At 63.3% G+C, this 21,762-nt stretch carries 25 protein-coding genes; 10 read left to right on the top strand and 15 right to left on the bottom strand.

Going from position 1 to position 21,762, the window contains the following annotated elements:
• Positions 1 to 72 precede the first annotated feature (72 nt).
• Positions 73 to 1,971 (top strand): 1-deoxy-D-xylulose-5-phosphate synthase, encoded by a 1,899-nt coding sequence (dxs, locus tag PspS04_RS24265; protein WP_159998145.1) that lies wholly within the window; start codon positions 73 to 75, stop codon positions 1,969 to 1,971.
• A gap of 159 nt (positions 1,972 to 2,130) precedes the next feature.
• Positions 2,131 to 4,029: a TonB-dependent receptor domain-containing protein gene (locus tag PspS04_RS24270; protein WP_159998147.1), complete on the top strand. Its 1,899-nt coding sequence runs from the start codon at positions 2,131 to 2,133 to the stop codon at positions 4,027 to 4,029.
• A 137-nt stretch (positions 4,030 to 4,166) separates the two neighbouring features.
• Here PspS04_RS24270 and PspS04_RS24275 read toward each other — a convergent pair whose 3' ends face one another.
• From PspS04_RS24275 to nrdR, 12 genes are all read right to left on the bottom strand, one after another.
• Positions 4,167 to 4,961: a cobalamin-binding protein gene (locus PspS04_RS24275; RefSeq protein ID WP_159998149.1), complete on the bottom strand. Its 795-nt coding sequence runs from the start codon at positions 4,959 to 4,961 to the stop codon at positions 4,167 to 4,169.
• A complete protein-coding gene (locus PspS04_RS24280; RefSeq protein WP_159998151.1) occupies positions 4,961 to 5,380 on the bottom strand; it encodes an MFS transporter in 420 nt (139 codons plus the stop codon). The genes PspS04_RS24275 and PspS04_RS24280 overlap by 1 nt, the downstream gene beginning before the upstream one ends.
• Positions 5,377 to 5,994 carry a GTP cyclohydrolase II gene (gene ribA, locus PspS04_RS24285; protein WP_027617724.1) on the bottom strand — a complete coding sequence of 206 codons (618 nt, stop codon included), beginning with the start codon at positions 5,992 to 5,994 and terminating at the stop codon, positions 5,377 to 5,379. The genes PspS04_RS24280 and ribA overlap by 4 nt, the downstream gene beginning before the upstream one ends.
• 109 nt (positions 5,995 to 6,103) lie before the next feature.
• Positions 6,104 to 6,859 carry a substrate-binding periplasmic protein gene (locus tag PspS04_RS24290; protein ID WP_159998153.1) on the bottom strand — a complete coding sequence of 252 codons (756 nt, stop codon included), beginning with the start codon at positions 6,857 to 6,859 and terminating at the stop codon, positions 6,104 to 6,106.
• Between the two features lie 23 nt (positions 6,860 to 6,882).
• Complete coding sequence (locus PspS04_RS24295; RefSeq protein WP_095166229.1) at positions 6,883 to 7,386, bottom strand: phosphatidylglycerophosphatase A family protein; 504 nt, start codon at positions 7,384 to 7,386, stop codon at positions 6,883 to 6,885.
• Positions 7,383 to 8,348, bottom strand: coding sequence for a thiamine-phosphate kinase (gene thiL / locus PspS04_RS24300; RefSeq protein WP_095166226.1), 966 nt, complete (start codon positions 8,346 to 8,348; stop codon positions 7,383 to 7,385). The genes PspS04_RS24295 and thiL overlap by 4 nt, the downstream gene beginning before the upstream one ends.
• 24 nt (positions 8,349 to 8,372) lie before the next feature.
• Positions 8,373 to 8,873, bottom strand: coding sequence for a transcription antitermination factor NusB (gene nusB / locus PspS04_RS24305; RefSeq protein ID WP_056728930.1), 501 nt, complete (start codon positions 8,871 to 8,873; stop codon positions 8,373 to 8,375).
• Positions 8,870 to 9,346, bottom strand: a complete 477-nt coding sequence (ribH, locus tag PspS04_RS24310; protein WP_003228649.1) for a 6,7-dimethyl-8-ribityllumazine synthase — start codon at positions 9,344 to 9,346, stop codon at positions 8,870 to 8,872. The genes nusB and ribH overlap by 4 nt, the downstream gene beginning before the upstream one ends.
• 91 nt (positions 9,347 to 9,437) lie before the next feature.
• Entirely contained in the window at positions 9,438 to 10,529 is a 1,092-nt protein-coding gene (ribBA, locus tag PspS04_RS24315; protein ID WP_095166224.1) for a bifunctional 3,4-dihydroxy-2-butanone-4-phosphate synthase/GTP cyclohydrolase II, read from the bottom strand.
• A gap of 31 nt (positions 10,530 to 10,560) precedes the next feature.
• The gene (locus PspS04_RS24320) at positions 10,561 to 11,226 is read right to left on the bottom strand and encodes a riboflavin synthase (RefSeq protein ID WP_095166222.1); all 666 of its coding nucleotides are present in this window, start codon (positions 11,224 to 11,226) and stop codon (positions 10,561 to 10,563) included.
• Between the two features lie 44 nt (positions 11,227 to 11,270).
• Positions 11,271 to 12,404 carry a bifunctional diaminohydroxyphosphoribosylaminopyrimidine deaminase/5-amino-6-(5-phosphoribosylamino)uracil reductase RibD gene (ribD, locus tag PspS04_RS24325; protein ID WP_159998155.1) on the bottom strand — a complete coding sequence of 378 codons (1,134 nt, stop codon included), beginning with the start codon at positions 12,402 to 12,404 and terminating at the stop codon, positions 11,271 to 11,273.
• Positions 12,401 to 12,865, bottom strand: a complete 465-nt coding sequence (gene nrdR, locus PspS04_RS24330) for a transcriptional regulator NrdR (RefSeq protein ID WP_162530215.1) — start codon at positions 12,863 to 12,865, stop codon at positions 12,401 to 12,403. The genes ribD and nrdR overlap by 4 nt, the downstream gene beginning before the upstream one ends.
• A 128-nt stretch (positions 12,866 to 12,993) precedes the next feature.
• On the opposite strand from nrdR, the gene PspS04_RS24335 reads away from it, so the two are divergent.
• The 3 genes from PspS04_RS24335 to trxA all read left to right on the top strand — a co-directional run bounded on the left by PspS04_RS24335 (position 12,994) and on the right by trxA (position 15,067).
• On the top strand, positions 12,994 to 13,458 hold the full coding sequence (locus PspS04_RS24335) for a YbaY family lipoprotein (RefSeq protein WP_095166615.1): 465 nt from the start codon (positions 12,994 to 12,996) through the stop codon (positions 13,456 to 13,458).
• Complete coding sequence (locus PspS04_RS24340; RefSeq protein ID WP_159998157.1) at positions 13,455 to 14,120, top strand: class I SAM-dependent methyltransferase; 666 nt, start codon at positions 13,455 to 13,457, stop codon at positions 14,118 to 14,120. Before PspS04_RS24335 ends, PspS04_RS24340 begins: the two co-directional genes overlap by 4 nt.
• A 74-nt stretch (positions 14,121 to 14,194) precedes the next feature.
• Positions 14,195 to 15,067 (top strand): thioredoxin, encoded by an 873-nt coding sequence (trxA, locus tag PspS04_RS24345; RefSeq protein ID WP_159998159.1) that lies wholly within the window; start codon positions 14,195 to 14,197, stop codon positions 15,065 to 15,067.
• Positions 15,068 to 15,082: 15 nt separating this feature from the next.
• Here trxA and PspS04_RS24350 read toward each other — a convergent pair whose 3' ends face one another.
• The gene (locus PspS04_RS24350) at positions 15,083 to 15,442 is read right to left on the bottom strand and encodes a hypothetical protein (RefSeq protein ID WP_159998161.1); all 360 of its coding nucleotides are present in this window, start codon (positions 15,440 to 15,442) and stop codon (positions 15,083 to 15,085) included.
• Between the two features lie 133 nt (positions 15,443 to 15,575).
• Between PspS04_RS24350 and PspS04_RS24355 the strand changes: the two genes are divergently transcribed.
• The 5 genes from PspS04_RS24355 (at position 15,576) to PspS04_RS24375 (ending at position 19,694) form a co-directional block, all read left to right on the top strand.
• A complete protein-coding gene (locus PspS04_RS24355) occupies positions 15,576 to 16,175 on the top strand; it encodes a DUF2796 domain-containing protein (RefSeq protein ID WP_159998163.1) in 600 nt (199 codons plus the stop codon).
• Positions 16,176 to 16,305: 130 nt separating this feature from the next.
• Positions 16,306 to 17,016, top strand: a complete 711-nt coding sequence (locus tag PspS04_RS24360) for an ABC transporter ATP-binding protein (RefSeq protein WP_159998165.1) — start codon at positions 16,306 to 16,308, stop codon at positions 17,014 to 17,016.
• Position 17,017: 1 nt separating this feature from the next.
• Entirely contained in the window at positions 17,018 to 18,283 is a 1,266-nt protein-coding gene (locus PspS04_RS24365) for an ABC transporter permease (protein WP_095166209.1), read from the top strand.
• 9 nt (positions 18,284 to 18,292) lie between these two features.
• Entirely contained in the window at positions 18,293 to 18,811 is a 519-nt protein-coding gene (locus tag PspS04_RS24370) for a DUF3299 domain-containing protein (protein WP_159998167.1), read from the top strand.
• 184 nt (positions 18,812 to 18,995) lie between these two features.
• Positions 18,996 to 19,694: an OmpW/AlkL family protein gene (locus PspS04_RS24375; RefSeq protein ID WP_095166205.1), complete on the top strand. Its 699-nt coding sequence runs from the start codon at positions 18,996 to 18,998 to the stop codon at positions 19,692 to 19,694.
• Between the two features lie 60 nt (positions 19,695 to 19,754).
• Here the strand turns inward: PspS04_RS24375 and PspS04_RS24380 are convergent, their stop codons facing one another.
• Both PspS04_RS24380 and PspS04_RS24385 read right to left on the bottom strand, forming a co-directional pair.
• Entirely contained in the window at positions 19,755 to 20,684 is a 930-nt protein-coding gene (locus tag PspS04_RS24380) for an NAD-dependent epimerase/dehydratase family protein (RefSeq protein WP_159998169.1), read from the bottom strand.
• On the bottom strand, positions 20,677 to 21,561 hold the full coding sequence (locus PspS04_RS24385; RefSeq protein ID WP_095166201.1) for a sugar nucleotide-binding protein: 885 nt from the start codon (positions 21,559 to 21,561) through the stop codon (positions 20,677 to 20,679). The genes PspS04_RS24380 and PspS04_RS24385 overlap by 8 nt, the downstream gene beginning before the upstream one ends.
• Positions 21,562 to 21,762: the final 201 nt, after the last annotated feature.

Genomic DNA, 21,762 nt, shown 5'->3' on the forward strand with positions numbered 1-21,762 from the left:
GCGCTCTGCGTGGGCAGCGTGCGCTGCATCAGGTAAACTGCCGCATCTTTTATACCTATAACGATTCGCCTGATGCCCACGACGTTTCATGAGATTCCCCGCAAGCGCCCGACCACGCCCCTGCTCGACCGTGCCAACACGCCGGACGGCTTGCGCCGGTTAGGCGAAGCCGAGCTGGAAACCCTGGCCGATGAGTTGCGCCTGGAATTGCTCTACACGGTCGGTCAGACCGGTGGGCATTTTGGTGCTGGCCTGGGCGTGATCGAGCTGACCATCGCGCTGCATTACGTGTTCGACACCCCGGACGACCGGCTGGTGTGGGATGTGGGTCATCAGGCTTATCCGCACAAAATTCTCACCGGTCGTCGTGAGCGCATGGGCACCCTGCGCCAGAAAGACGGGATCGCCGCCTTCCCGCGCCGCTCCGAAAGCGAATACGACACCTTTGGCGTCGGCCACTCCAGCACCTCGATCAGCGCAGCGCTGGGCATGGCCATTGCCGCCCGCCTGCAGAACAGTGATCGCAAGGCCATCGCGGTGATCGGCGACGGCGCCCTGACCGCTGGCATGGCCTTCGAGGCGCTGAACCATGCGCCCGAAGTCGACGCCAACATGCTGGTGATCCTCAACGACAACGACATGTCGATCTCGCGCAATGTTGGCGGGCTGTCCAATTACCTGGCCAAGATCCTTTCCAGCCGCACTTACGCGAGCATGCGCGAGGGCAGCAAAAAGGTCCTGTCGCGCCTGCCTGGCGCCTGGGAAATCGCCCGTCGCACCGAAGAATACGCCAAGGGTATGCTGGTCCCCGGCACCCTGTTCGAAGAGCTGGGCTGGAACTACATCGGGCCGATCGACGGCCACGACCTGCCGACCCTGATCGCCACGCTGCGCAACATGCGTGACCTCAAGGGGCCGCAGTTCCTGCATGTGGTGACCAAAAAAGGCAAAGGTTTCGCCCCGGCGGAAGTCGATCCGATCGGCTACCACGCCATCACCAAGCTCGAACCCCTGGATGCCCCGGCCGCCGCGCCGAAGAAAGCCAGCGGGCCGAAGTATTCCGGTGTGTTTGGCGAATGGCTGTGCGACATGGCCGCTGCCGACCCGCGCCTGGTGGGGATCACCCCGGCGATGAAGGAAGGCTCCGACCTGGTGGCGTTCAGCGAACGTTTCCCGCTGCGCTATTTCGACGTGGCGATCGCCGAGCAACACGCGGTGACCCTTGCCGCCGGCATGGCCTGCGAAGGCGCAAAACCGGTGGTGGCGATCTACTCGACCTTCCTGCAGCGTGGCTACGACCAACTGGTGCACGATGTGGCGGTGCAGAACCTCGATGTGCTGTTCGCCATCGACCGCGCCGGCCTGGTGGGCGAAGACGGTCCGACCCACGCCGGCAGCTTCGACTTGTCTTTCCTGCGCTGCATCCCCGGGATGCTGGTGATGACCCCAAGCGACGAGAACGAACTGCGCAAGATGCTCACCACCGGCCACCTGTACAACGGCCCGGCGGCAGTCCGGTATCCACGCGGCAACGGCCCGAACGCGACGATCGACAAAGACCTGGAGCCGATCGAGATCGGCAAGGGCGTGGTGCGCCGCCAAGGCAGCACCGTCGCCCTGCTGGTGTTCGGCGTGCAACTGGCCGAAGCGCTGAAAGTCGCCGAGACCCTGGATGCGACCGTGGTCGACATGCGCTTCGTCAAGCCACTGGATGAAGCGCTGGTGCGTGAGATTGCCGCCAGCCACGAGCTGCTGGTGACCATCGAAGAAAACGCAATCATGGGCGGCGCCGGTGGTGCGGTCAGCGAATTCCTCGCCCGCGAGAACATCCTCAAGTCGATGCTGCACCTGGGCTTGCCGGACAGCTACGTCGAACACGCCAAACCGGCGCAAATGCTGGCCGAGTGCGGGCTGGATGAGGCGGGAATCGAAGCGTCGCTTCGCGAGCGCTTGCAGCTGCTGAACATCTAAAGACACATACAAAACCCTGTGGGAGCGAGCTTGCTCGCGATGACGGTCTGACAGTCGACATATTCGTTGACTGACAGACCGTCATCGCGAGCAAGCTCGCTCCCACATTGGTTTCATGCTTTTCAAAACTATACTCGCTCCAAAGCCGATGGACTGCCAATGAAACTCTCCCGCCTTGCCATGACGCTGACCCTGCTGCCGGCCGGCCCACTGCTGGCCGACACCTTCGAACGCGACCAGGCACTGAAGCTGCCCGAAGTCCTGATCAGCGCCAATCGCCAGGTCGAAGCCCGCAATGACAGCAGCGCAGCCAACACGGTGTTCACCCGCGAGGATATCGACCGCCTGCAACCCTCCAGCGTCACCGACCTGCTGAGCCGGGTGCCGGGGGTGCAAGTCACCCAGGCGGGCGGGCGCGGCAGCCTGCCGGGGATTTCCATTCGTGGCACCAAGTCCGCGCAAAGCCTGGTGCTGGTAGACGGCCAGCGCATTGGCAATTCGACCTCGGGCGACAGCAACCTGCAGCACATCAACATCGAACAGGTCGAGCGCGTGGAAGTGTTGCGCGGCTCACGCTCGGTGATTTATGGCAGCGATGCGATTGGCGGGGTGATTCAGATCTTCACCCGGCGCAGCGCCGAGCCCGGCCTGCAGCCACGCCTGCACATGGGGTTGGGCAGCAACCAGACCTGGGAGCGTAGCCTCGGCCTGTCCGGTGGCGATGCCAACACTCGCTTCAACCTCGGCGCCAGCCTGGATGAAACTGCCGGGATCGACCGCACCCACCAGTCCTACCCCAGCGATGGCGATCACGACGCCTACCGCAACCAGGCGCTGAGCCTGAGCCTGAGCCATGGCTTCAGTGACGACCTGGAAGTCGGTTTCAACGTGCTGGATAACCGCGGCAAGAGCGAGTTCGATAGCCCGTTCGGTCGCTACGACTCAAGCACGGGGCAAAGCTACCAACAAAAGCCCTACAGCGATTTCAACGTCAGTAGCGTCAGCGGCTATTTCGATGCCCGCGTCAACCAGGCCTGGAAGACGCGCGTCGAACTGGGCCACAGCGAGAACCGCGAACAAACCCGCGACAAGCTCAGCACTGAAGACTCGGTGTTCAACACCTACCGCGACTCCGTGAGCTGGCAGAACGACCTGACCCTCAACGAGCAGAACAGCCTGATCCTGGGGGGTGACTGGTACGAAGATCGGGTCAACAGCGACTTTGACTACTACGGGGCGCGCGCCGCTTTAGGTGAAGACAGCCGCTGGAACCGCGCCGCGTTCATTCAGCATCATTTCACTGCCGAGCACTTCTCCACCGAGCTGGGCCTGCGCCGCGACGACAATCAACAGTTCGGCAGCCAGAACAGCTGGAGCGGCACCTTCACCCTGCCGCTGAACACCGACAATGACTTACTGCTGACTTACAGCGAAGGTTTCCGGGCGCCGACCTTCAACGACCTTTACTACCCGGACTACAACAACCCGGGCCTGAAGCCTGAAACCTCAAAGAGCTACGAACTGCAATGGCGCAGCCAACTGACTGAAAGCAGCCGACTGGAAGCCTCGCTCTACCGCACCGACCTCGAAGACGCGATCATCTATGGCAGCCGCCCGGAAAACGTCGCCTCGGCGCGGATCAACGGCTTCGAGGCAGCCCTCAAGCAGGAGCTGTTCGGCTGGCAGAGCAACCTGGGCGTCTCGATCATCGACCCACGGGACCGCGACAGCGGCCACACCCTCGCCCGCCGTGCCCGCCGCACCTTGAACCTGGACCTGGACCGGCAGTTCGACCAGCTCGGACTGGGGGCGACCTGGCAAGCGGTGAGCAGCAGCTACGACGATGAGAAAAACCTCCAGCCCTTGGGCGGCTATGGCCTGCTGAGCCTGCGCAGCAGTTGGGCGGTGAACCACGAAGTCACCCTGCAGATGAAAATCGACAACCTGCTGGACAAGGACTACAGCCGCGCGCTGTACCAGTACCAAGGCGAGCAGTACGGTTATCGCGAGGAAGGCCGGGCGTTGATGTTCGGGGTGACGTGGATGCCGCAGCTCTGAACTGAGATCAGCGGTGTTGCGGCCATCTCTTCGCGAGCAGGCTCGCTCCCACAAAGGCCCGGCGGGTGTATGCAAAACCTGCGAACACCCAAAGCCACTGTGGGAGCGAGCCTGCTCGCGATAGCCGCACCTCGGTCTTACCGACCAGGCGCAATCAACCGGCACAACGCCGCCGTCGCTTCGATCATCTGCCCGCTCGGCCGCTCCAGGCCTTTGTCGGTCACCCGCAGTAATTGCCCACTACTCACCGCCGTGACCTGTCGCCAAGCTTTCCAGGCATCGAGCTGAGCCTGGCTGCTGGCGAGGATCACCTGCGGATTACGCGCCAGTACCGACTCGATGCTGACCTGCGGCGCCGGCAGGCGCAGGTCGGCGAACACATTCCGCGCACCACACACCTCTAGCGCGTCGCTGATGATCTGCCCGCCGCCCACGGTGTATAGCGGCTGGTCCCAGACCTGATAGAACACCCGCAGCGGCACCTCGCGCCGGTAGCGCTGGCGCAAGCCATCCAATTGCCGACGCAGGTCGGTCGCCAGTGCTTGCCCACGTTCGGCTCGTCCCAGTTGCCGGGCAATGTCTTCGATCTGGGTAGTCAATTGGTTGAGGCTGTGGGGTTCGGCGACGTAGGTGGGGATGCCCAGCCGGCTCAGTTGTTCGCGCTGTGCCGGGCCGACACTACCGGGCCAGAGCAGCAACAGATCGGGCTTGAGGCTGAGCAGGCGTTCCATGTCCAACTGGCCATAACGGCCCACCGATGGCACGGACTCAAGGGCTGGCGGACGCTCGCCGGCATCGAGCACGCCGACCAGCAGGTCGGCCGAGTCCAGCTCGACAACGATTTCCGACAGGGACGGTGCCAGGCTGACTACTCGCTCCACGGCGGCCGCTGGGCCACTGAGGACCAACAGCAGCGCCAGCCAGCGCCCCATCAGCCGAGTTGACGCGGAATACGGTAGAGGTAGAACAGCACGCCAGTGGCCAACCCCAGCAGCACCAGAGGCACCGCCTCCAGGCCGACGAACACCGCCAGCGCGCCGATCCAGGCCGGCAGGGAGGCGACCAGCATGGCGCTGCGGCGCTGAGCGGCCAGGGCGATCCAGGCCGCCGGTTCATCGGCGGTGTCCAGGGCTTTTTGGGTGGCGATCAAGCCGTGCTTGTAGGCACCGAAAAATTTCAGGCTGACGAACATCGAGGCCATGCCGGCGATGAAGAACGGCATCGCCAGGATCGGAGCCAGGGCTTCACCCTCGCCAAACAGGCCATTGATCACCAGCAACGGCAGCAGGGCCAGCGCGAAGTATTGCCACCAATTGACGGACAGGCGCCGCCGAACCTGGCCGCGGGTCACGCCCGGTCTGCCTCGCCCTGATGCTCGTTGCCCATCATGTGGTCGAGCTTGCTGGCCTTGGTCGCCAGGTAGAGTTTGTTGTGCGGATTGTGGCCGGTGTGCAACGGCACGCGCTCGGCAACCACGATGCCCATGTCGGTCAATGCCTTGACCTTGCGCGGGTTGTTGGTCATCAGGCGCAGGGATTTGACGCCCAGGTGCTCGAGCATCGGCAGGCACATGGCGTAGTCACGCTGGTCAGCGGCAAAACCCAGGCGCTCGTTGGCTTCAACGGTATCGGCACCGCCATCTTGCAACTCATAGGCGCGGATTTTGTTCAGCAGGCCAATACCCCGGCCTTCCTGGCGCAAGTACAGCAACACGCCACGGCCTTCGCGGGCGATGGCCTGCAAGGCGGCTTCCAATTGTGAGCCGCAGTCGCAACGCTGGCTGAACAAGGCATCGCCGGTCAGGCACTCGGAGTGCAGCCGGCCGAGTACCGGGGCACCATCGGCCACATCACCCAAGCTCAACACGACGTGCTCGCGGCCAGTGGACTCATCGAGAAAGCCATGCATGGTGAATTGCGCAAAAGGCGTTGGCAGCTTGGAAGCGGCAACAAAAACGACAGGCACCGGTGTGCTCCTGATCTATGTACTGGAGATTCGCAGAGGCGGCATTGTAACAGCAGGTTCCGAACCACGCTTAGGCTGAATTATCGGCCATAACGATCAAATAGTTTGATCACTGGCCGGCGGGCATCAGGTTACCCTCAAACGGATACGGTTGTTTCCAGCGTTCGAAAATCGGTTTCAGCCCGCCATTGCCGACCAGCAGGGTCATGCGCTGATCATACAGCTTCATCAGCGACCTGGCCTGGGAGGTATCGGCAAAACCGAGGAACAGCGGCAGTTCGGCCAGGTGGGTATAGCGAAACTGCTGCGAATCGACGGCGCCTTTGAGTACCGCCTCGACCTCGGTCTGGGCGTCGATGTAATAGTCCGCACGACCCTGCTGGAGCATCGGCAGAATGCCGGTGCGGCGCTCGATCTGGTTATAGCGGCGCACATTGGGCAGGTAGTTTTCGTAACGGTAGCCGCGCACCCAGGCCAGGCGGTACTTGCCCAGCGTGGCCTGGGTAGGTGCCGGACTGCTCGCCAGGCCGAGGGCATAGATGTGGTCGGAGTCAAAATTCCAGTGCGGGTACAGCACGCCCTTGGCCTCGTCCCGGTAGGACCCGACCAGGGCATCGACTTCCTTGAGTTGCACCAGGCCGATCGAACGGGTGTAGGGCACCGTGCGGATATCCAGCTTGACCCCGGCCGGCTCGAACACCTCACGCAAGATGTCCAAGGCCAGGCCGTGCCCGTCGGCAGCGGTGTAGTCTTCCCAGTCTTCGCTCGCCAGATGGATTACCGCAGGTACAGCGGGCACTTCCACCGCACGGGCGACCGAGCAGACCATAGCCAACAGCAGGATCCAGCAACCGCGCCGCACCATTCCCTAGCCCCTCGAACAGTCCCTCAGGTGAAATACCAGACCAGCCCCTGCATCCCCAGCCAGGCAAAGACCCCCGCCAGCACGTCATCGAGCATGATCCCGATGCCGCCGTGCACATGCCGGTCGATCCAGCGAATCGGCCATGGCTTGAGGATGTCGAAAAAGCGGAACATCAGGAACCCCGCCAACAACCAGTACCATCCCTCCGGCACCAGCCACAGGGTGATCCACATCCCGACCATTTCGTCCCAGACAATGCCTTCGTGGTCGTGCACGCGCAAGTCGTCGGCAACCTTGCCGCAGAGCCAGAAGCCGAACAGCATGGTGATGCCCAGCATCAGCCAGTAGCCCCAGTCGGGCAGCATCTGCCACAGCGGGATGAAGGGTAGCGCAACTAACGAGCCCCAGGTGCCGGGTGCCTTGGGCAAGGTGCCCGAGCCAAAGCCGAAGGCCAGGAAATGCCAGGGATTGCGCCAGACCGATGGCGGCACGAACTCTGCCGGAACCTGTTTGGGATGATCTGTCACGGTGTCTCCTGGAAATGTTGATAACCCCGGATGTTCGGGGTGATGTCCTGCCCATTGGCGTCCAGCAGCGTTACGCCCTGCCCGGCCACGACCCGGCCGACCACGTGGATCGGCCAGCCCTCGGCCAACAGGGTCGGCAGATGAGCCGGCGGCAAGGTAAACGCCAGTACGTAGTCGTCACCGCCGCTGACCGCTGCCACCCGGGCCGCATTCTCGCCGAGAAACCCCAGTAGTGCCGCCGACAGCGGCAGTTTCTGATTCTCCACCAGCAAGCCGACAGCCGACGCCTTGGCAATATGCCCGCAGTCGGCGAGCAAGCCATCGGAGATATCCAGCGCCGCGCTGGCCTTGCCGCGCAACGCCTGGCCCAACGCCAGCTGCGGCTGTGGCGACCAGTAGTGCGCCAGCAACGGTTCGGCGATAGCGGCCGGCGCCGTACGCTGGCCGAGCACCAGGGGCAAGGCCCCGGCGGCGTTGCCCAGCTCGCCGCCAACACACAGCAGGTCGCCGACCTGCGCACCGCTGCGGGTCAGGGCCTGGCCGGCCGGGACACGGCCGAACACGGTCATGGTCAGGCTCAGCGGGCCGCGCGTGGTATCACCACCCACCAGCCGCACGCCGCAGCTCTGCGCCATCTGGTTCAAACCACGGGCATAGGCATCCAGCCAATCGGCGGTTACCGTCGGCAAGGTCAGGGCAAGGGTAAAGGCTACGGGGGTGGCGCCCATGGCAGCCAGGTCACTGACGGCCACCGCCAGCGAACGCTGACCGAGCAAAAACGGGTCGCAGGGATCTGCGAAATGCACACCGGTCACCAGCGTGTCGGTGGAGATCGCCAGCTGTTCCCCTGCGGGAACAGCGAGCAAGGCGCAGTCGTCGCCGATCCCCAGCGCAACGCCATCGCCCGCCTGCGCACAGGGCGCAGCGGCGAAGTAGTTGCGGATCAGCTCAAACTCGCCCATCAGGTACCCTGTCTCAAGCGCGTATCAGCGCTTGAACGCCTTCACTTCAGCTTCACGCAAGCGCGGGGCCAGCTTGTCGAGGACACCGTTGACGAACTTGTGGCCATCGGTGGAACCGAAGACTTTAGCCAGCTCGATGCCTTCGTTGATCACCACCCGGTACGGCACGTCGACGCGCTTGAGCAGTTCCCAGGTGGACAGGCGCAATACCGCCAGTTCAACCGGGTCGAGCTCGTCGATGGTCAGGTCCAGGCAAGGCGTGAGAGCGGTGTCGATTTCGGTCTTGAACTGCGGAACCCCGTGGAGGATTTCGCGGAAGTAGGCGCCATCGACATCACTGAAATCGTTATCGACCCGGAACTGCGCTTCGATCTCGTTCAAAGACTGCTTGGCCATGTGCCATTGATACAGGGCCTGGGTCGCGAGCTGACGGGCTTCGCGGCGCTTGACGCTCTTCGATGGTTTACCAGCATCCGCAGGCTTTGGATCGCGCGGGTTGAAACGATCGCTTTCGTCGCTAATCACTTGGCCTCCAACTGCGCCAGCAGGCTGACCATTTCCAGAGCGGACAGGGCAGCTTCGGCACCTTTGTTACCGGCCTTGGTGCCGGAACGTTCGATGGCTTGCTCGATGGAATCAACGGTCAGCACGCCGAAAGCGACTGGAACGCCGAACTCCATGGACACCTGGGCCAGGCCCTTGGTGCATTCACCTGCCACGTATTCGAAGTGCGGAGTACCGCCACGAATGACCGCGCCCAGGGCGATGATTGCCGCGAACTCGCCTTTCTGGGCGACTTTCTGCGCAACCAGCGGGATTTCGAAGGCGCCAGGGGCACGGATGATGGTGATGTCGCTTTCGCTCACGCCATGGCGAACCAGGGCATCAACCGCACCGCTTACCAGGCTTTCGACAACAAAGCTGTTGAAACGGCCAACAACCAGGGCGTAGCGGCCTTTGGGGGCGATGAAGGTACCTTCGATGGTCTTCAGGGTCATTCGACAAATCTCTTAAAGAGCCGGGACGCGTTCAGTACGCGTCCCTCAGTGATATTTGAACCGCGAACAAGGGGTGGAAAAACACCGGCCTTTATTCGGAGGGCACGTATTCTACAACTTCCAGATCGAAACCGGATATCGCATTAAATTTCATTGGCGCCGACATCAGGCGCATTTTGCGTACGCCAAGGTCGCGCAGGATCTGCGAACCGGCACCGACGATGCTGTAGGTGGTCGGCTTTTTCACCGCCGCCTGGTCAGCGGTTTCGCGGATATGCGCCAGCAACACGTCGCCATCGAGCGGGTGACCGAGCAACAGCACCACCCCGCTACCCGCCTCGGCAACCGCGGCCATGGCGGCGCGCAGGCTCCAGCGGCCCGGCTGCTTGACCATCAACAGGTCGCGCAGCGGGTCCATGTTGTGCACCCGCACCAGGGTCGGTTCTTCGGCGCACACGGTGCCCAGGGTCAGGGCCATGTGCACGTCGCCTTCCACCGAATCACGATAGGTCACCAGGTTGAATTGGCCCAGTTCGCTGTCCAGTGGCTGCTCGGCAATCCGCTGAACGGTACGTTCGTGGATCATCCGGTAGTGGATCAGGTCGGCGATGGTGCCGATCTTGATGTTGTGTTCAGCGGCAAAGGCTTCCAGCTCGGTACGACGGGACATGGTGCCGTCGTCGTTCATCACCTCGCAGATCACCCCGCTCGGCTCGAACCCGGCCATGCGCGCCAGGTCGCAGGCGGCTTCAGTGTGGCCGGCGCGGGCCAGGGTGCCACCGGCCTGGGCCATCAGCGGGAAGATGTGCCCCGGGCTGACGATATCTTCAGCCTTGGCGTCCTTGGCGGCAGCGGCCTGCACGGTACGCGCACGGTCGGCGGCCGAGATGCCGGTGGTCACGCCTTCGGCGGCTTCGATCGACACGGTGAACTTGGTGCCAAAGCCGGAACCGTTGCGCGGCGCCATCAGGGGCAGCTTCAGCAGTTCGCAGCGCTCGCGGCTCATCGGCATGCAGATCAGGCCACGGGCGTGCTTGGCCATGAAGTTGATGTGCTCAGCCTGGCAGCACTCGGCGGCCATGATCAGGTCGCCTTCGTTCTCGCGGTCTTCGTCATCCATAAGGATGACCATCTTGCCTTGGCGGATGTCTTCAACCAGTTCTTCGATGCTATTGAGCGCCACGCGGCACCCCCCTTCTTTCGAAATTTGAGCTTCAGGATTTGAGGTAGCCGTTGGCGGCCAGAAAGCTTTCAGTGATGGTGCCGCCGGCAGTCGACTCCGCAGCCTTGTCGCCCAGCAGCAGTCGCTCCAGGTAACGGGCCAGCAGGTCCACTTCCAGGTTCACCCGGCGACCCGGCTGATACGCGGCCATGATGGTTTCGCTCAAGGTGTGCGGAATGATCGTCAGCAGGAATTCGGCGCCATCGACCGCGTTCACCGTCAGGCTGGTGCCGTCGACGGTGATCGAGCCTTTATGGGCGATGTACTTGGCCAGTTCCTTCGGGGCACGGATGCGGAACTCCACGGCCCGGGCGTTTTCGGTGCGGGTGACCACTTCGCCGACGCCGTCGACGTGACCGCTGACCAGGTGGCCACCCAGGCGGGTGGTCGGAGTCAGGGCTTTTTCCAGGTTGACCGGGCTGCCGCTCTTGAGGTCATTCATGGCGGTGCAGTCGAGGGTTTCGCGACTGACGTCCGCTGCAAAACCGTCGCCTGGCAGCTCGACGGCCGTCAGGCAGACGCCGTTGACCGCAATGCTGTCGCCCAGTTTGACATCGCTCAGGTCGAGCTTGCCGGTGGCTACGTGAACCCGTACATCTCCGCCTTTTGGGGTCAATGCACGAATACTGCCGATGGATTCGATGATGCCGGTAAACATGAAGTCCTCCTCGAGAACAAAACCTTCTTGGCCGCAGCCGGGAATTATACGCTTGCGGCCGGCACGGGAATGGCGGTGACTCGCCAGTCATCGCCAACCGCACGAATGTCAGTGATTTTCAGTGCCGGCGCATCCTTCATTTGCGTCAGTGGCCAGTCGAGCAATGGCCGCGCGGTGGAGCCGAGGAACTTGCCAGCGACAAAGATCTGGTACTCGTCCACCAGGCCTTGCTGGGCAAAGGCGCCCGCCAGCCTTGGGCCGGCTTCCACCAGCACCTCGTTGACGCCGCGGGCGGCCAGTTCGAGCAATAGCTTGCGCAGGTCGACCTGACCCTCTTCACCCGGCACGATCAGGCACTCGGGGCCGTTGGCGTACTGCTCTTCCACGGCCACGCAGGTGGCGACCAGGGCCGGGCCGGCCTTGAAGAACGGGGCATCGAGCGGCACCCGCAGGCGACCATCGATCAATACCCGCAACGGTGGACGGCTCATGGCCAGGGCGCTTTGTTCGGCGTCCAGCCCCAACTCGTCGGCGCGCACAGTCAGGCGCGCGTCGTCCGCCAGCACCGTGTCGGCCCCCGTCAACACCACGCTGGCCTGCGCCCGCAGGCGTTGGACCGCGGAGCGCGCCGCCGGGCCGGTAATCCATTGGCTTTCGCCGCTGGCCATGGCGGTGCGCCCATCCAGGCTCATGGCCAACTTGACCCGCACGAACGGCAAGCCGTGCTCCATGCGCTTGAGGAAACCCAGGTTGAGCTGGCGCGCCTCGCCTTCGAGCACGCCGCAGGTGGTGGCGATGCCGGCCTGTTCCAGGCGCTGCAGGCCACGCCCGGCCACTTCCGGGTTGGGGTCCTGCATGGCGGCAACGACGCGTGCTACCCCCGCCGTGACCAACCCATCGGCGCACGGTGGCGTGCGGCCGTGATGGCTGCAGGGTTCGAGCGTGACGTAGGCGGTCGCGCCCCGCGCCTGCTCGCCGGCGGCGCGCAAGGCGTGGACTTCGGCATGCGGCTCGCCGGTGCGCACATGCCAGCCTTCGCCGACGACCTGCCCGTCACGCACGATCACGCAACCGACCCGCGGATTGGGGTGGGTGCTGTAGTGGCCCTTGCGTGCCAGTTCCAGCGCGCGCGCCATGTAGTGGGCGTCGAGGATCGCTTGCTCAGTGGACATCGTCATGGTTTGACCGGTTCTCGGGCCAGGCGATCGATCTCTTCGCGGAACTCGTTGAGGTCCTGGAAGCGGCGATACACCGAAGCGAAACGAATGTAGGCGACTTCATCAAGCTTCTGCAGCTCGGCCATCACCAGCTCACCGACCACCAGCGATTTGACTTCGCGCTCGCCGGTTGCCCGCAGTTTGTGCTTGATGTGCACCAGAGAGGATTCCAGGCGCTCGACGCTCACTGGACGTTTTTCCAGGGCGCGCTGCATGCCGGCGCGAAGTTTTTCTTCGTCGAACGGCTGGCGGCTGCCGTCGGTTTTGATCAGGCGCGGCAACACCAGTTCGGCGGTCTCGAACGTCGTGAAACGTTCGCCGCAGGCCAGGCATTCACGCCGGCGGCGCACCTGTTCGCCCTCGGCGACCAGACGGGAGTCGATGACCTTGGTGTCGTTGGCACCGCAGAAGGGACAGTGCATGGTGGCAGGCAACAAAAAAAGGGAGGGCCATGGTAGCGCATCCCGGTGGCAAGACAAGCCATAGGGTTTACGGTATACAGACGGGCTATAGTGCTTGATCCATGGATTTCACCTCGCTGGAGCCGCAAATGCCGCTACGACCGCTTGTTTTACTCAGTTTCGTCAGCCTGCTGGTGGCCTGTAGCAGTGATGCGCCCAAGCCCGCAGAACCGGCATCCGGCCCCGCGCCGCAGATGGCCCAGAAGAAGGCCCAGGCGTCCGCCGACCAGGGTCCGCTGCCGGCTTACCAGCGCGAACTGAGCGGTTCGTTGCAGGGTGTGCCAGCGGGGGCCGAAGTCGAACTGGCGCTGCTGGTGGTCGACGAGCGTTCGCGGCCGCAGCAGTTGCTGGCCAGCGCCAACCTGGTCGGCAACAACCAGGCCCTGCCGTTTCACCTGCGCTTCAACCCCGAAGCCTTTCCCGCCGGCGCGCGGGTCGAGCTGCGCGGGCGCGCCAGCCAATCCGGGCAACTGATCCTGCACCTGCCCTCGCAACGAATTTTCCAGCCGACTTCCCAGGCTCTGGGGCAATTGCAATTCGTCAAAGCACCATGACGGCACCGCTCGACCTGCAACACGCCCTGAGTGAACTGCTGGGCGATGCGCAACTGGTGCCCTGCCCGCTGCCGGATACCGAGCTGCAACTGTGGCTGATCGACGGCGACAACATGGACCGTGCCTTCAGCCCGGAAGAAACCCGACGGATCCTGCATGAACCGCCGTACTGGAGTTTCTGCTGGGCCAGCGGCCTGGCAGTGGCGCGTTACCTGGCCGCCCACCCACAGTGGGTCGCTGGCAAGCGGGTGCTGGATTTCGGTGCCGGTTCCGGGGTGGCGGGGATTGCGGCGGTCAAGGCCGGTGCCCTCGAAGTGGTGGCCTGCGACCTCGATCCCCTGGCACTCGCCGCCTGCCGGGCCAATGCCCGGCTCAATGGGGTTGAACTCAGCTATTCAACGGACTTTTTCGCCGAGGCCGATCGTTTCGACCTGATCCTGGTGGCTGACGTGCTGTATGACCGCGCCAACCTGCCGCTGCTCGACGCATTCCTCAGCCGAGGCCGCGAAGCCCTGGTCGCCGACTCACGGGTGCGCGACTTCTCGCATCCGCTCTACCGGCGGCTGGAGATGCTCGAGGCCATGACCTTGCCCGACCTGGCCGAGCCTGAAGAGTTTCGCCATGTGAGCCTGTACCATGCTGCCCGCTGCGTTACGGATTGACCCGGCTGCCTGCGCTTTCGGCCAACCCCACCAAGCTTTATAGTTGCCCCATCCACGTTTTTTCGAGAAACCCCATGAGTCAAGACACGCCGTACATCTTCGACGCCACCACCGCTGATTTCGAGCAGTCGGTGATCGAGAACTCGTTCCACAAGCCCGTGCTGGTGGATTTCTGGGCTGAATGGTGTGCACCGTGCAAGGCGCTGATGCCGATGCTGCAAACCATCGCCGAGAGTTACCAGGGCGAGTTGCTGCTGGCCAAGGTCAATTGTGATGCCGAGCCAGACGTCGTGGCACGCTTCGGCATTCGCAGCCTGCCGACCGTGGTGCTGTTCAAGGACGGTCAGCCGGTGGACGGTTTTGCCGGCGCGCAACCGGAATCCGCGGTGCGCGCACTGCTCGAACCCCATGTACAGATGCCTCCGCCGCCTGCGGCCGATCCATTCGAACAGGCCCAGGGGTTGTTCGACGAGGGGCGCTTTGCCGAGGCCGAGGCCGCGCTCAAAGTGCTGCTGGGGGAAGACAACAGCCACGCCGGCGCACTGATCCTGTATGCCCGCTGCCTGACCGAACGCGGCGAGCTTGGCGAAGCCCAAGCCGTGCTGGATGCGGTCAAGAGCGATGAGCACAAGGCCGCACTGGCGGGCGCCAAGGCGCAGATCCAGTTCCTCGGCCAGGCAGCGAACCTGCCGGATGTGGCCGACCTGAAAGCGCGCCTGGCACAGAATCCACAGGACGACGAAGCGGTCTATCAATTGGCAATCCAGCAACTGGCCCGCCAGCAATACGACCCGGCGCTGGACTCGCTGCTCAAGTTGTTCATCCGCAACCGCAGCTACAGCGAAGGTTTGCCGCACAAGACCCTGCTGCAGGTGTTTGAGCTGCTGGGCAACGATCACCCGCTGGTCACCACCTACCGCCGCAAGTTGTTTGCTGCGTTGTACTGATCGCTACCGGAGCGTCTACAAAGGCTCTACCCAGCTATAGAGCGGTGTATCGCCGCCGCTCAGCACCTTGACCTCGGCGCAGTGGCGCAGGCGCACCAATAGGCGCTTGCCAGCTACTGCGCTGCCGGTCAGTCCTTCCAGTTGCTCGAGCAGATCCGGCCCACTCAGTTGCCCGGACTTGCGCAGCAACGCCTTGGCCAACTGCCACTGGGCGTCGTCCGGATTGGCCGGTTTCGCCGCAACGCTGGCGGCGGGCTCTACGCCGTCGACCTTGCTCACCTGCAACTGCGCGCCAAGTTTCGCCCAATCGCCATCATCGAGCTCCAGGGTCAAGTCCACCGGCCAGTCGCCGATGCTTCCACGTATGCGCAACATTGGGCTTTCCTCAGGTTTATGACGAACATGCTCCCACGCGTCTTGCGCAACGCCAAGCATGCAGTCAAACTCCCGCCGATATTGTTATAAGATCACATAACAAAACAGTTAACTTCCGCCCCGGAGACTTTCCATGCGCCGTCTGCTCCTCGCTTTGCCGTTTGCCCTGTTGCCGCTGGCCATCGCCCAAGCGGCCGACGAACATGATCATGATCATCAACACGCCAGCCTCGGAGCTCACGAACATGGCGTCGGGCGCTTGAACGCGGCGCTGGATGGCCAGACCCTGGAGCTGGAACTGGACAGCCCGGCGATGAACCTGGTGGGCTTCGAACACGCCGCCAATACGCCGGCAGACAAGGTCAAGGTTGCCGCGGTACGGGCACAACTGGAGCAGCCGCTGGTGCTGTTCAGCCTGCCGCAGGCCGCCAACTGCGTGCTCAGCCAGCAGGAGCTGAACAGCCCGCTGTTCGGTGACAAACCGGACGCCGACGATGACCACGACCACGCAGACGCCAAGGACGCCGAGGGTCATGAACACCACCATGACCACAGCGAAATCCACGCACATTACCAGTTCACCTGCAGCCAACCGGATGCGCTGAAGAGCCTGGACCTGGCCCAGGTGTTCAAGACCTTCCCCGCCACCCAGAAAATTCAGGTACAACTCATCAGCCCCAACGGCCAGCAAGGGGTCGAGGTGACGGCCAAGGCGGCTGCGCTTAAATTCTGAATCCACCGAAGATCCCCTGTAGGAGCGAGCCTGCTCGCGATGGAGTGTCAGATACTTTGGTATCGACTGATACACCATCGCGAGCAGGCTCGCTCCTACAGGGGTTCACCACCAACCAGACCGGTTTCACATGACCCAAGCACTCATCGAACTGACCGACCTGGGCTTCCATTGGCCCGGTCACCCGCCCTTGCTGGACATCCCGGCGTTTCGCCTGGAGGCCGGTGAAACCCTGTTTCTCAAAGGCCCCAGTGGCAGCGGCAAGACCACCCTGCTGGGCCTGCTCGGCGGCGTGCAGAAGCCCAATCGCGGCAGCATCCGTTTGCTCGGGCAGGAACTGACGGACCTCTCGGCCGGTGCCCGGGATCGTTTTCGGGTCGACCACACGGGCTACATCTTCCAGCAGTTCAACCTGCTGCCGTTTCTCTCGGTGCGCGAAAACGTCGAGTTGCCCTGCCACTTCTCCAGCGTGCGCGCCAACCGCGCGATCCAGCGTCATGGCAGCGTCGACAGCGCCGCCGCGACGCTGCTGGCGCACCTGGGGCTCAAGGATCCAGGCCTGCTTGGTCGACGGGCCGACTCCCTGTCGATTGGCCAACAGCAACGCGTCGCCGCTGCCCGCGCACTGATCGGCCAGCCGGAATTGGTGATCGCCGACGAGCCGACCTCGGCCCTCGACTACGATGCCCGCGAGGCCTTCATCCGCCTGCTGTTCGCCGAATGCCGGGAAGCCGGTTCCAGCCTGTTGTTCGTCAGCCACGACCAGAGCCTGGCGCCGCTGTTCGATCGTCACCTGTCGCTGGCCGAACTCAATCGCGCCGCCACGCCCGCAGAGGTCTGAGATGTATCTGTTCCGTCTAGCCATGGCCAGCCTGGCTAACCGCCGCTTCACCGCCATCCTCACGGCCCTCGCCATCGCCCTGTCGGTCTGCCTGCTGCTGGCCGTGGAGCGCGTGCGCACCGAAGCCCGCGCCAGTTTCGCCAGCACCATCAGCGGCACGGACCTGATCGTCGGCGCCCGCTCCGGTTCGGTGAACCTGCTGCTGTACTCGGTGTTTCGTATCGGCAATGCCACCAACAACATCCGCTGGGACAGCTTCGAGCACTTCGCCAACAACCCCAAGGTGAAATGGGCAATCCCGATTTCCCTTGGCGACTCCCATCGCGGCTATCGGGTGATGGGCACCACTGACGCCTACTTCCAGCATTACCAATACGGGCGCCAGCAACACCTGCAACTGGCCAGCGGCCGGGCCTTTGCCACGGATCCGTTCGAGGTGGTACTGGGCGCGGAAGTGGCCGACGCGCTGCACTACAAACTCGGCGACCAACTGGTACTGGCCCACGGCGTGGCGGTGATCAGCCTGGTCAAGCATGACGACAAGCCCTTCACCGTGGTCGGCATCCTCAAGCGCACTGGCACCCCGGTGGACCGCACGCTGCACATCAGCCTCGGGGGCATGGAGGCGATCCATGTCGATTGGCACAACGGTGTACCGGCGCGTGGCGATGGCCGGATCAGCGCCGACCAGGCGCGCAACATGGACCTCACGCCCCAGGCCATCACTGCGTTCATGCTCGGCCTCAACAGCAAGATCGCGACTTTCTCCCTGCAACGCGAGATCAATGAATTTCGTGGCGAACCGATGCTGGCGATCCTGCCGGGCGTGGCCTTGCAGGAACTCTGGAGCCTGATGGGCACCGCTGAAAAAGCGCTGTTCGTGGTGTCGCTGTTCGTGGTGCTGACCGGCTTGATCGGCATGCTCACAGCGATCCTCACCAGCCTCAACGAACGCCGACGGGAAATGGCGATCCTGCGTTCGGTCGGCGCCAGGCCCTGGCATATCGCCACGCTGCTGGTGCTGGAGGCCTTTGCGCTGGCGCTGTCGGGGGTGATCGCCGGCCTCGGCCTGCTGTACCTGTGCATCGCCCTGGCGCAAGGTTACGTGCAGTCCAACTACGGCCTGTTTCTGCCGTTGTCCTGGCCAAGCGAGTATGAATGGACGCTGCTCGGTGGCATCCTGCTTGCCGCGCTGCTGATGGGCAGCGTGCCTGCCTGGCGGGCCTACCGGCAATCGCTGGCCGACGGTCTGTCGATCCGTTTATGAGGACGTAAAATGCCCCGCGCTCTGCTTGCGCTGTTGATGCTGGTCGCCCTGCCCCTGTGGGCGGCCGAACCCAGGGACCTGACCTGGTCGGAGATGATTCCGCCGGACGCGCCCGCCGAAGTGCCGAACATGAAGCCGCTGCACGACCTGTCGCAGATGAGCGACGCCTTGTCGGCCGAGTCGGCGCCGGCCGCCCGGCAGGACCTGCCCAACGCGCCGGTGGTGCAGAACCTCGACGGCCAGGCCATTCGGTTGCCCGGCTACATCGTGCCGCTGGAGGTCAATGAGGCAGGACGCACCACCGAGTTTTTGCTGGTGCCGTATTTCGGCGCCTGCATCCACGTGCCCCCGCCGCCGTCGAACCAGATCGTGCATGTCCGGAGCGAGATCGGGGTCAAGCTCGAAGAGTTGTACCAGCCGTACTGGATTGAAGGCGCAATGCAGGTCAAAGCCTCCACCAGCGAACTGGCGGATGCCGGATACCAGATGGATGCCCAGAAGATCTACGTGTACGAATTGCAGGAGTGAAACTGCGAAGTTTTCATGGACTGACCTGAACTTGCGTCTACGCTCAAGCCGGCGCTGACGACGACCGCTCATCCGAGCAACGATCTTAATGCGCCATCACGCTTTCATTGAGCTGCGTCAACGTCCCAGGTCGGATCCCTCCATAAAATGGGATATAGAATTCAAATTGTCCCTTGGAGCCCCCATGCACAAGTCATTGCTTAGCGCTTCCCTCATTGCATTCGCGCTTGCAGCCCCGTCCGCCCAAGCCCACGAAGCCGGCGACATCATCGTCCGGGCGGGTGCCATCACCGTTAATCCGAAGGCCGACAGCTCCAGCGTCAAGGTCGATCGCGGCCCGCTGGCGGGTACCGACCTGGGCGGCAAGGCGACAATGAGCAGCGACACGCAATTGGGCCTGAACTTCGCGTACATGATCACCAACAACCTGGGGATCGAACTGCTGGCGGCAACGCCGTTCGAGCATGACGTCAAACTCAAAGGCACCGCACTCCCTGCGGCCAACGGCAAGCTCGGCTCCTTGAAGCACCTGCCGCCGACCCTGAGCCTGGTGTACTACCCGCTGGATCACAAATCGGTGTTCCAACCCTACGTGGGCGCGGGCATCAACTACACCTGGATCTATGACGAACACGTCGGCAGCCAGGCCAGCGCCAACGGCTTCGACAACTTCCGGGCGAAAAACACCTGGGGCGTGGCATGGCAGGTCGGTGCCGACTACATGCTGACCGACAACATCATGATCAACGGCCAGGTGCGCTACATCGACATCGACACCACCGGTTATGTGGATAACAACGCTGTCGCCCCAGGCACCCGCGCCAAGGTCGACATCGATGTGGACCCATGGGTCTACATGGTTGGCCTGGGCTACAAGTTCTAAGCCACACCCGCAAAAAAAAGGCGCCTCTAATCAGGCGCCTTTTTTGTTCTCGTAAAACCCCTAGCGACCCAGCAGGCGGGCCAGACCGACGTTCATTGGCGTTTGCTCGGGGAAGGTGAAGCGCTGCAGCAGGCGCTGGTTGTTCGCCCGCGAATGGCGGATATCGCCCGAACGGGCCGGGCCGTAGGTGATCGGCGGCAAGTCGCCGACCACTTCGCGCAACGCCTGGAGCATTTGCTTGAGGGTGGTGGCCTGGTTCCAGCCGACGTTGACCGCACCGACTTCCAGCGTAGGCGCTTCGATAGCCTGCACCAGCAGGTCTACCAAGTCTTCGACATAGACAAAATCACGAGTCTGCTCGCCATCGCCGAACACGGTGATCGGCAGCCCCTTGACCGCGCGCTCGCTGAAAATGCTGATCACCCCGGAGTACGGCGACGACGGATCCTGGCGCGGGCCGAAGATGTTGAAGAAGCGAAACACCGCGGGCTCCAGGCCATGCTGGCGGCGGTAGAAATCGAGGTAGTACTCACCCGCCAGCTTGTCCGAAGCGTAGGGCGTGAGCGGCGCCTTGGCGGTGTCTTCGTCGATCGACTGACCTTCGCCATTGTTGCCATAGATCGCCGCGCTCGAGGCAAACAGCACACGCTTGACCCCAGCCTGGCGCATGGCTTCACAGACGTTCAGGGTGCCAATGAAATTGCTCTGGTGCGTACGCACCGGATCGTCCACCGAGGCCTGCACGGAAGCCACGGCAGCCAGGTGCGCCACGGCACAACAACCGACCATCACCTTGGCCACCAGGGCAGCATCGGCGACGTCGCCTTCGATCAACTCGATACGTGGATCGTCCAGTTGCAGGTTGCTGCGCTTGCCGGTGGACAGGTCATCGAGCACACGCACCGAGTAGCCCTTGGCAAGCAAGGCGTCGGCGAGGTGCGAGCCAATGAAACCGGCACCGCCGGTGATTAATACAGGGCCTTCAGCCATGACGATAAAACCTATCCAGTAAGCCCGGGAGCGCGGCACGCCAGGCGCGCGGCTTGATCCCGAAGGTGTGCAGAATTTTCTTGCAGGCCAGGACCGCGTGTTGCGGTTCTTCGGCGGCATCCGGGCGCGCGGCATGGGCCTGCGCAGTCGGTGCTTCGATGGCCAGCGGATGCAGGCTGCGGGCCTCGGTCAAAATGGCCTGGCCCAGCGCCAGCGGCGTGGTCGCCTCGTGTCCGGCGTAGTGATAGGTGCCCCACAGCGGCGCCGCGCAATCGAGTTGCTTGAGCACCGAAATGATCACCCGTGCAGCATCGTCCACCGGGGTTGGGTTGCCCCGCCGGTCGTCGGCCATCAGCAGCTCTTCAGGCTGTTCGGCACGTGCCAGGAAACGCCCCAGCGCGCCGTCGGCACTGTCATCGAGCAACCAGCCAAACCGCAGCATCACGTGTTGCGGGCAGGTTGCGCGCACGCTCTGCTCGATGCGCCACAACGCCTGGCCACGCAGGCCCAGTGGCACCGGCTCGTCCTTTTCACTGTAGGCAGTAGCCCGCGAGCCATCGAACACTCGATAGCTGGAAGGCTGGAGCAGGACGATGTTGTGGTGCTGGCACAATTCCGCCAGGCGCTCGACTGCTCGTTCCTGCCCGGCCAGGCGCGCCTCGGGCACCTGCTCGGCCTGGAACCAGTCGAAGTAGTAGGCGAGGTTGATCAGCGCGTCCGGGCGAGTGTCGTCGAGCAGTTGGGTCAGGCTCGCGGCATCCCAGCCGTCTTGCGGTGGACGGGGGGCGAGGAAACCGATGTCTTCCTCCGCACCGAGGCGAATCAGCGCCTGCCCAAGGGCATTTCCGCCACCCAGTAACATAAGGCGCATTCGCATAGAGTCAGCAGGCCCAGTCTGTTTGAAACGATGAGTGTAGCGACAGCGCCCGCAGGCGTTGTCGTTGAGAGTTGCCGGAATCGTTACATTTTGCGGGTTTAATACGCAACCGTCACTTATAAACTGCCAACCGCAGCCTTTGCAGTCGCAGCCAGGGGCAGCGCTGGGCCGCACTGCGCGCGCACTTGCAACTTGGGCCGG

Source organism: Pseudomonas sp. S04 (genome assembly GCF_009834545.1).
Lineage (GTDB): Bacteria > Pseudomonadota > Gammaproteobacteria > Pseudomonadales > Pseudomonadaceae > Aquipseudomonas.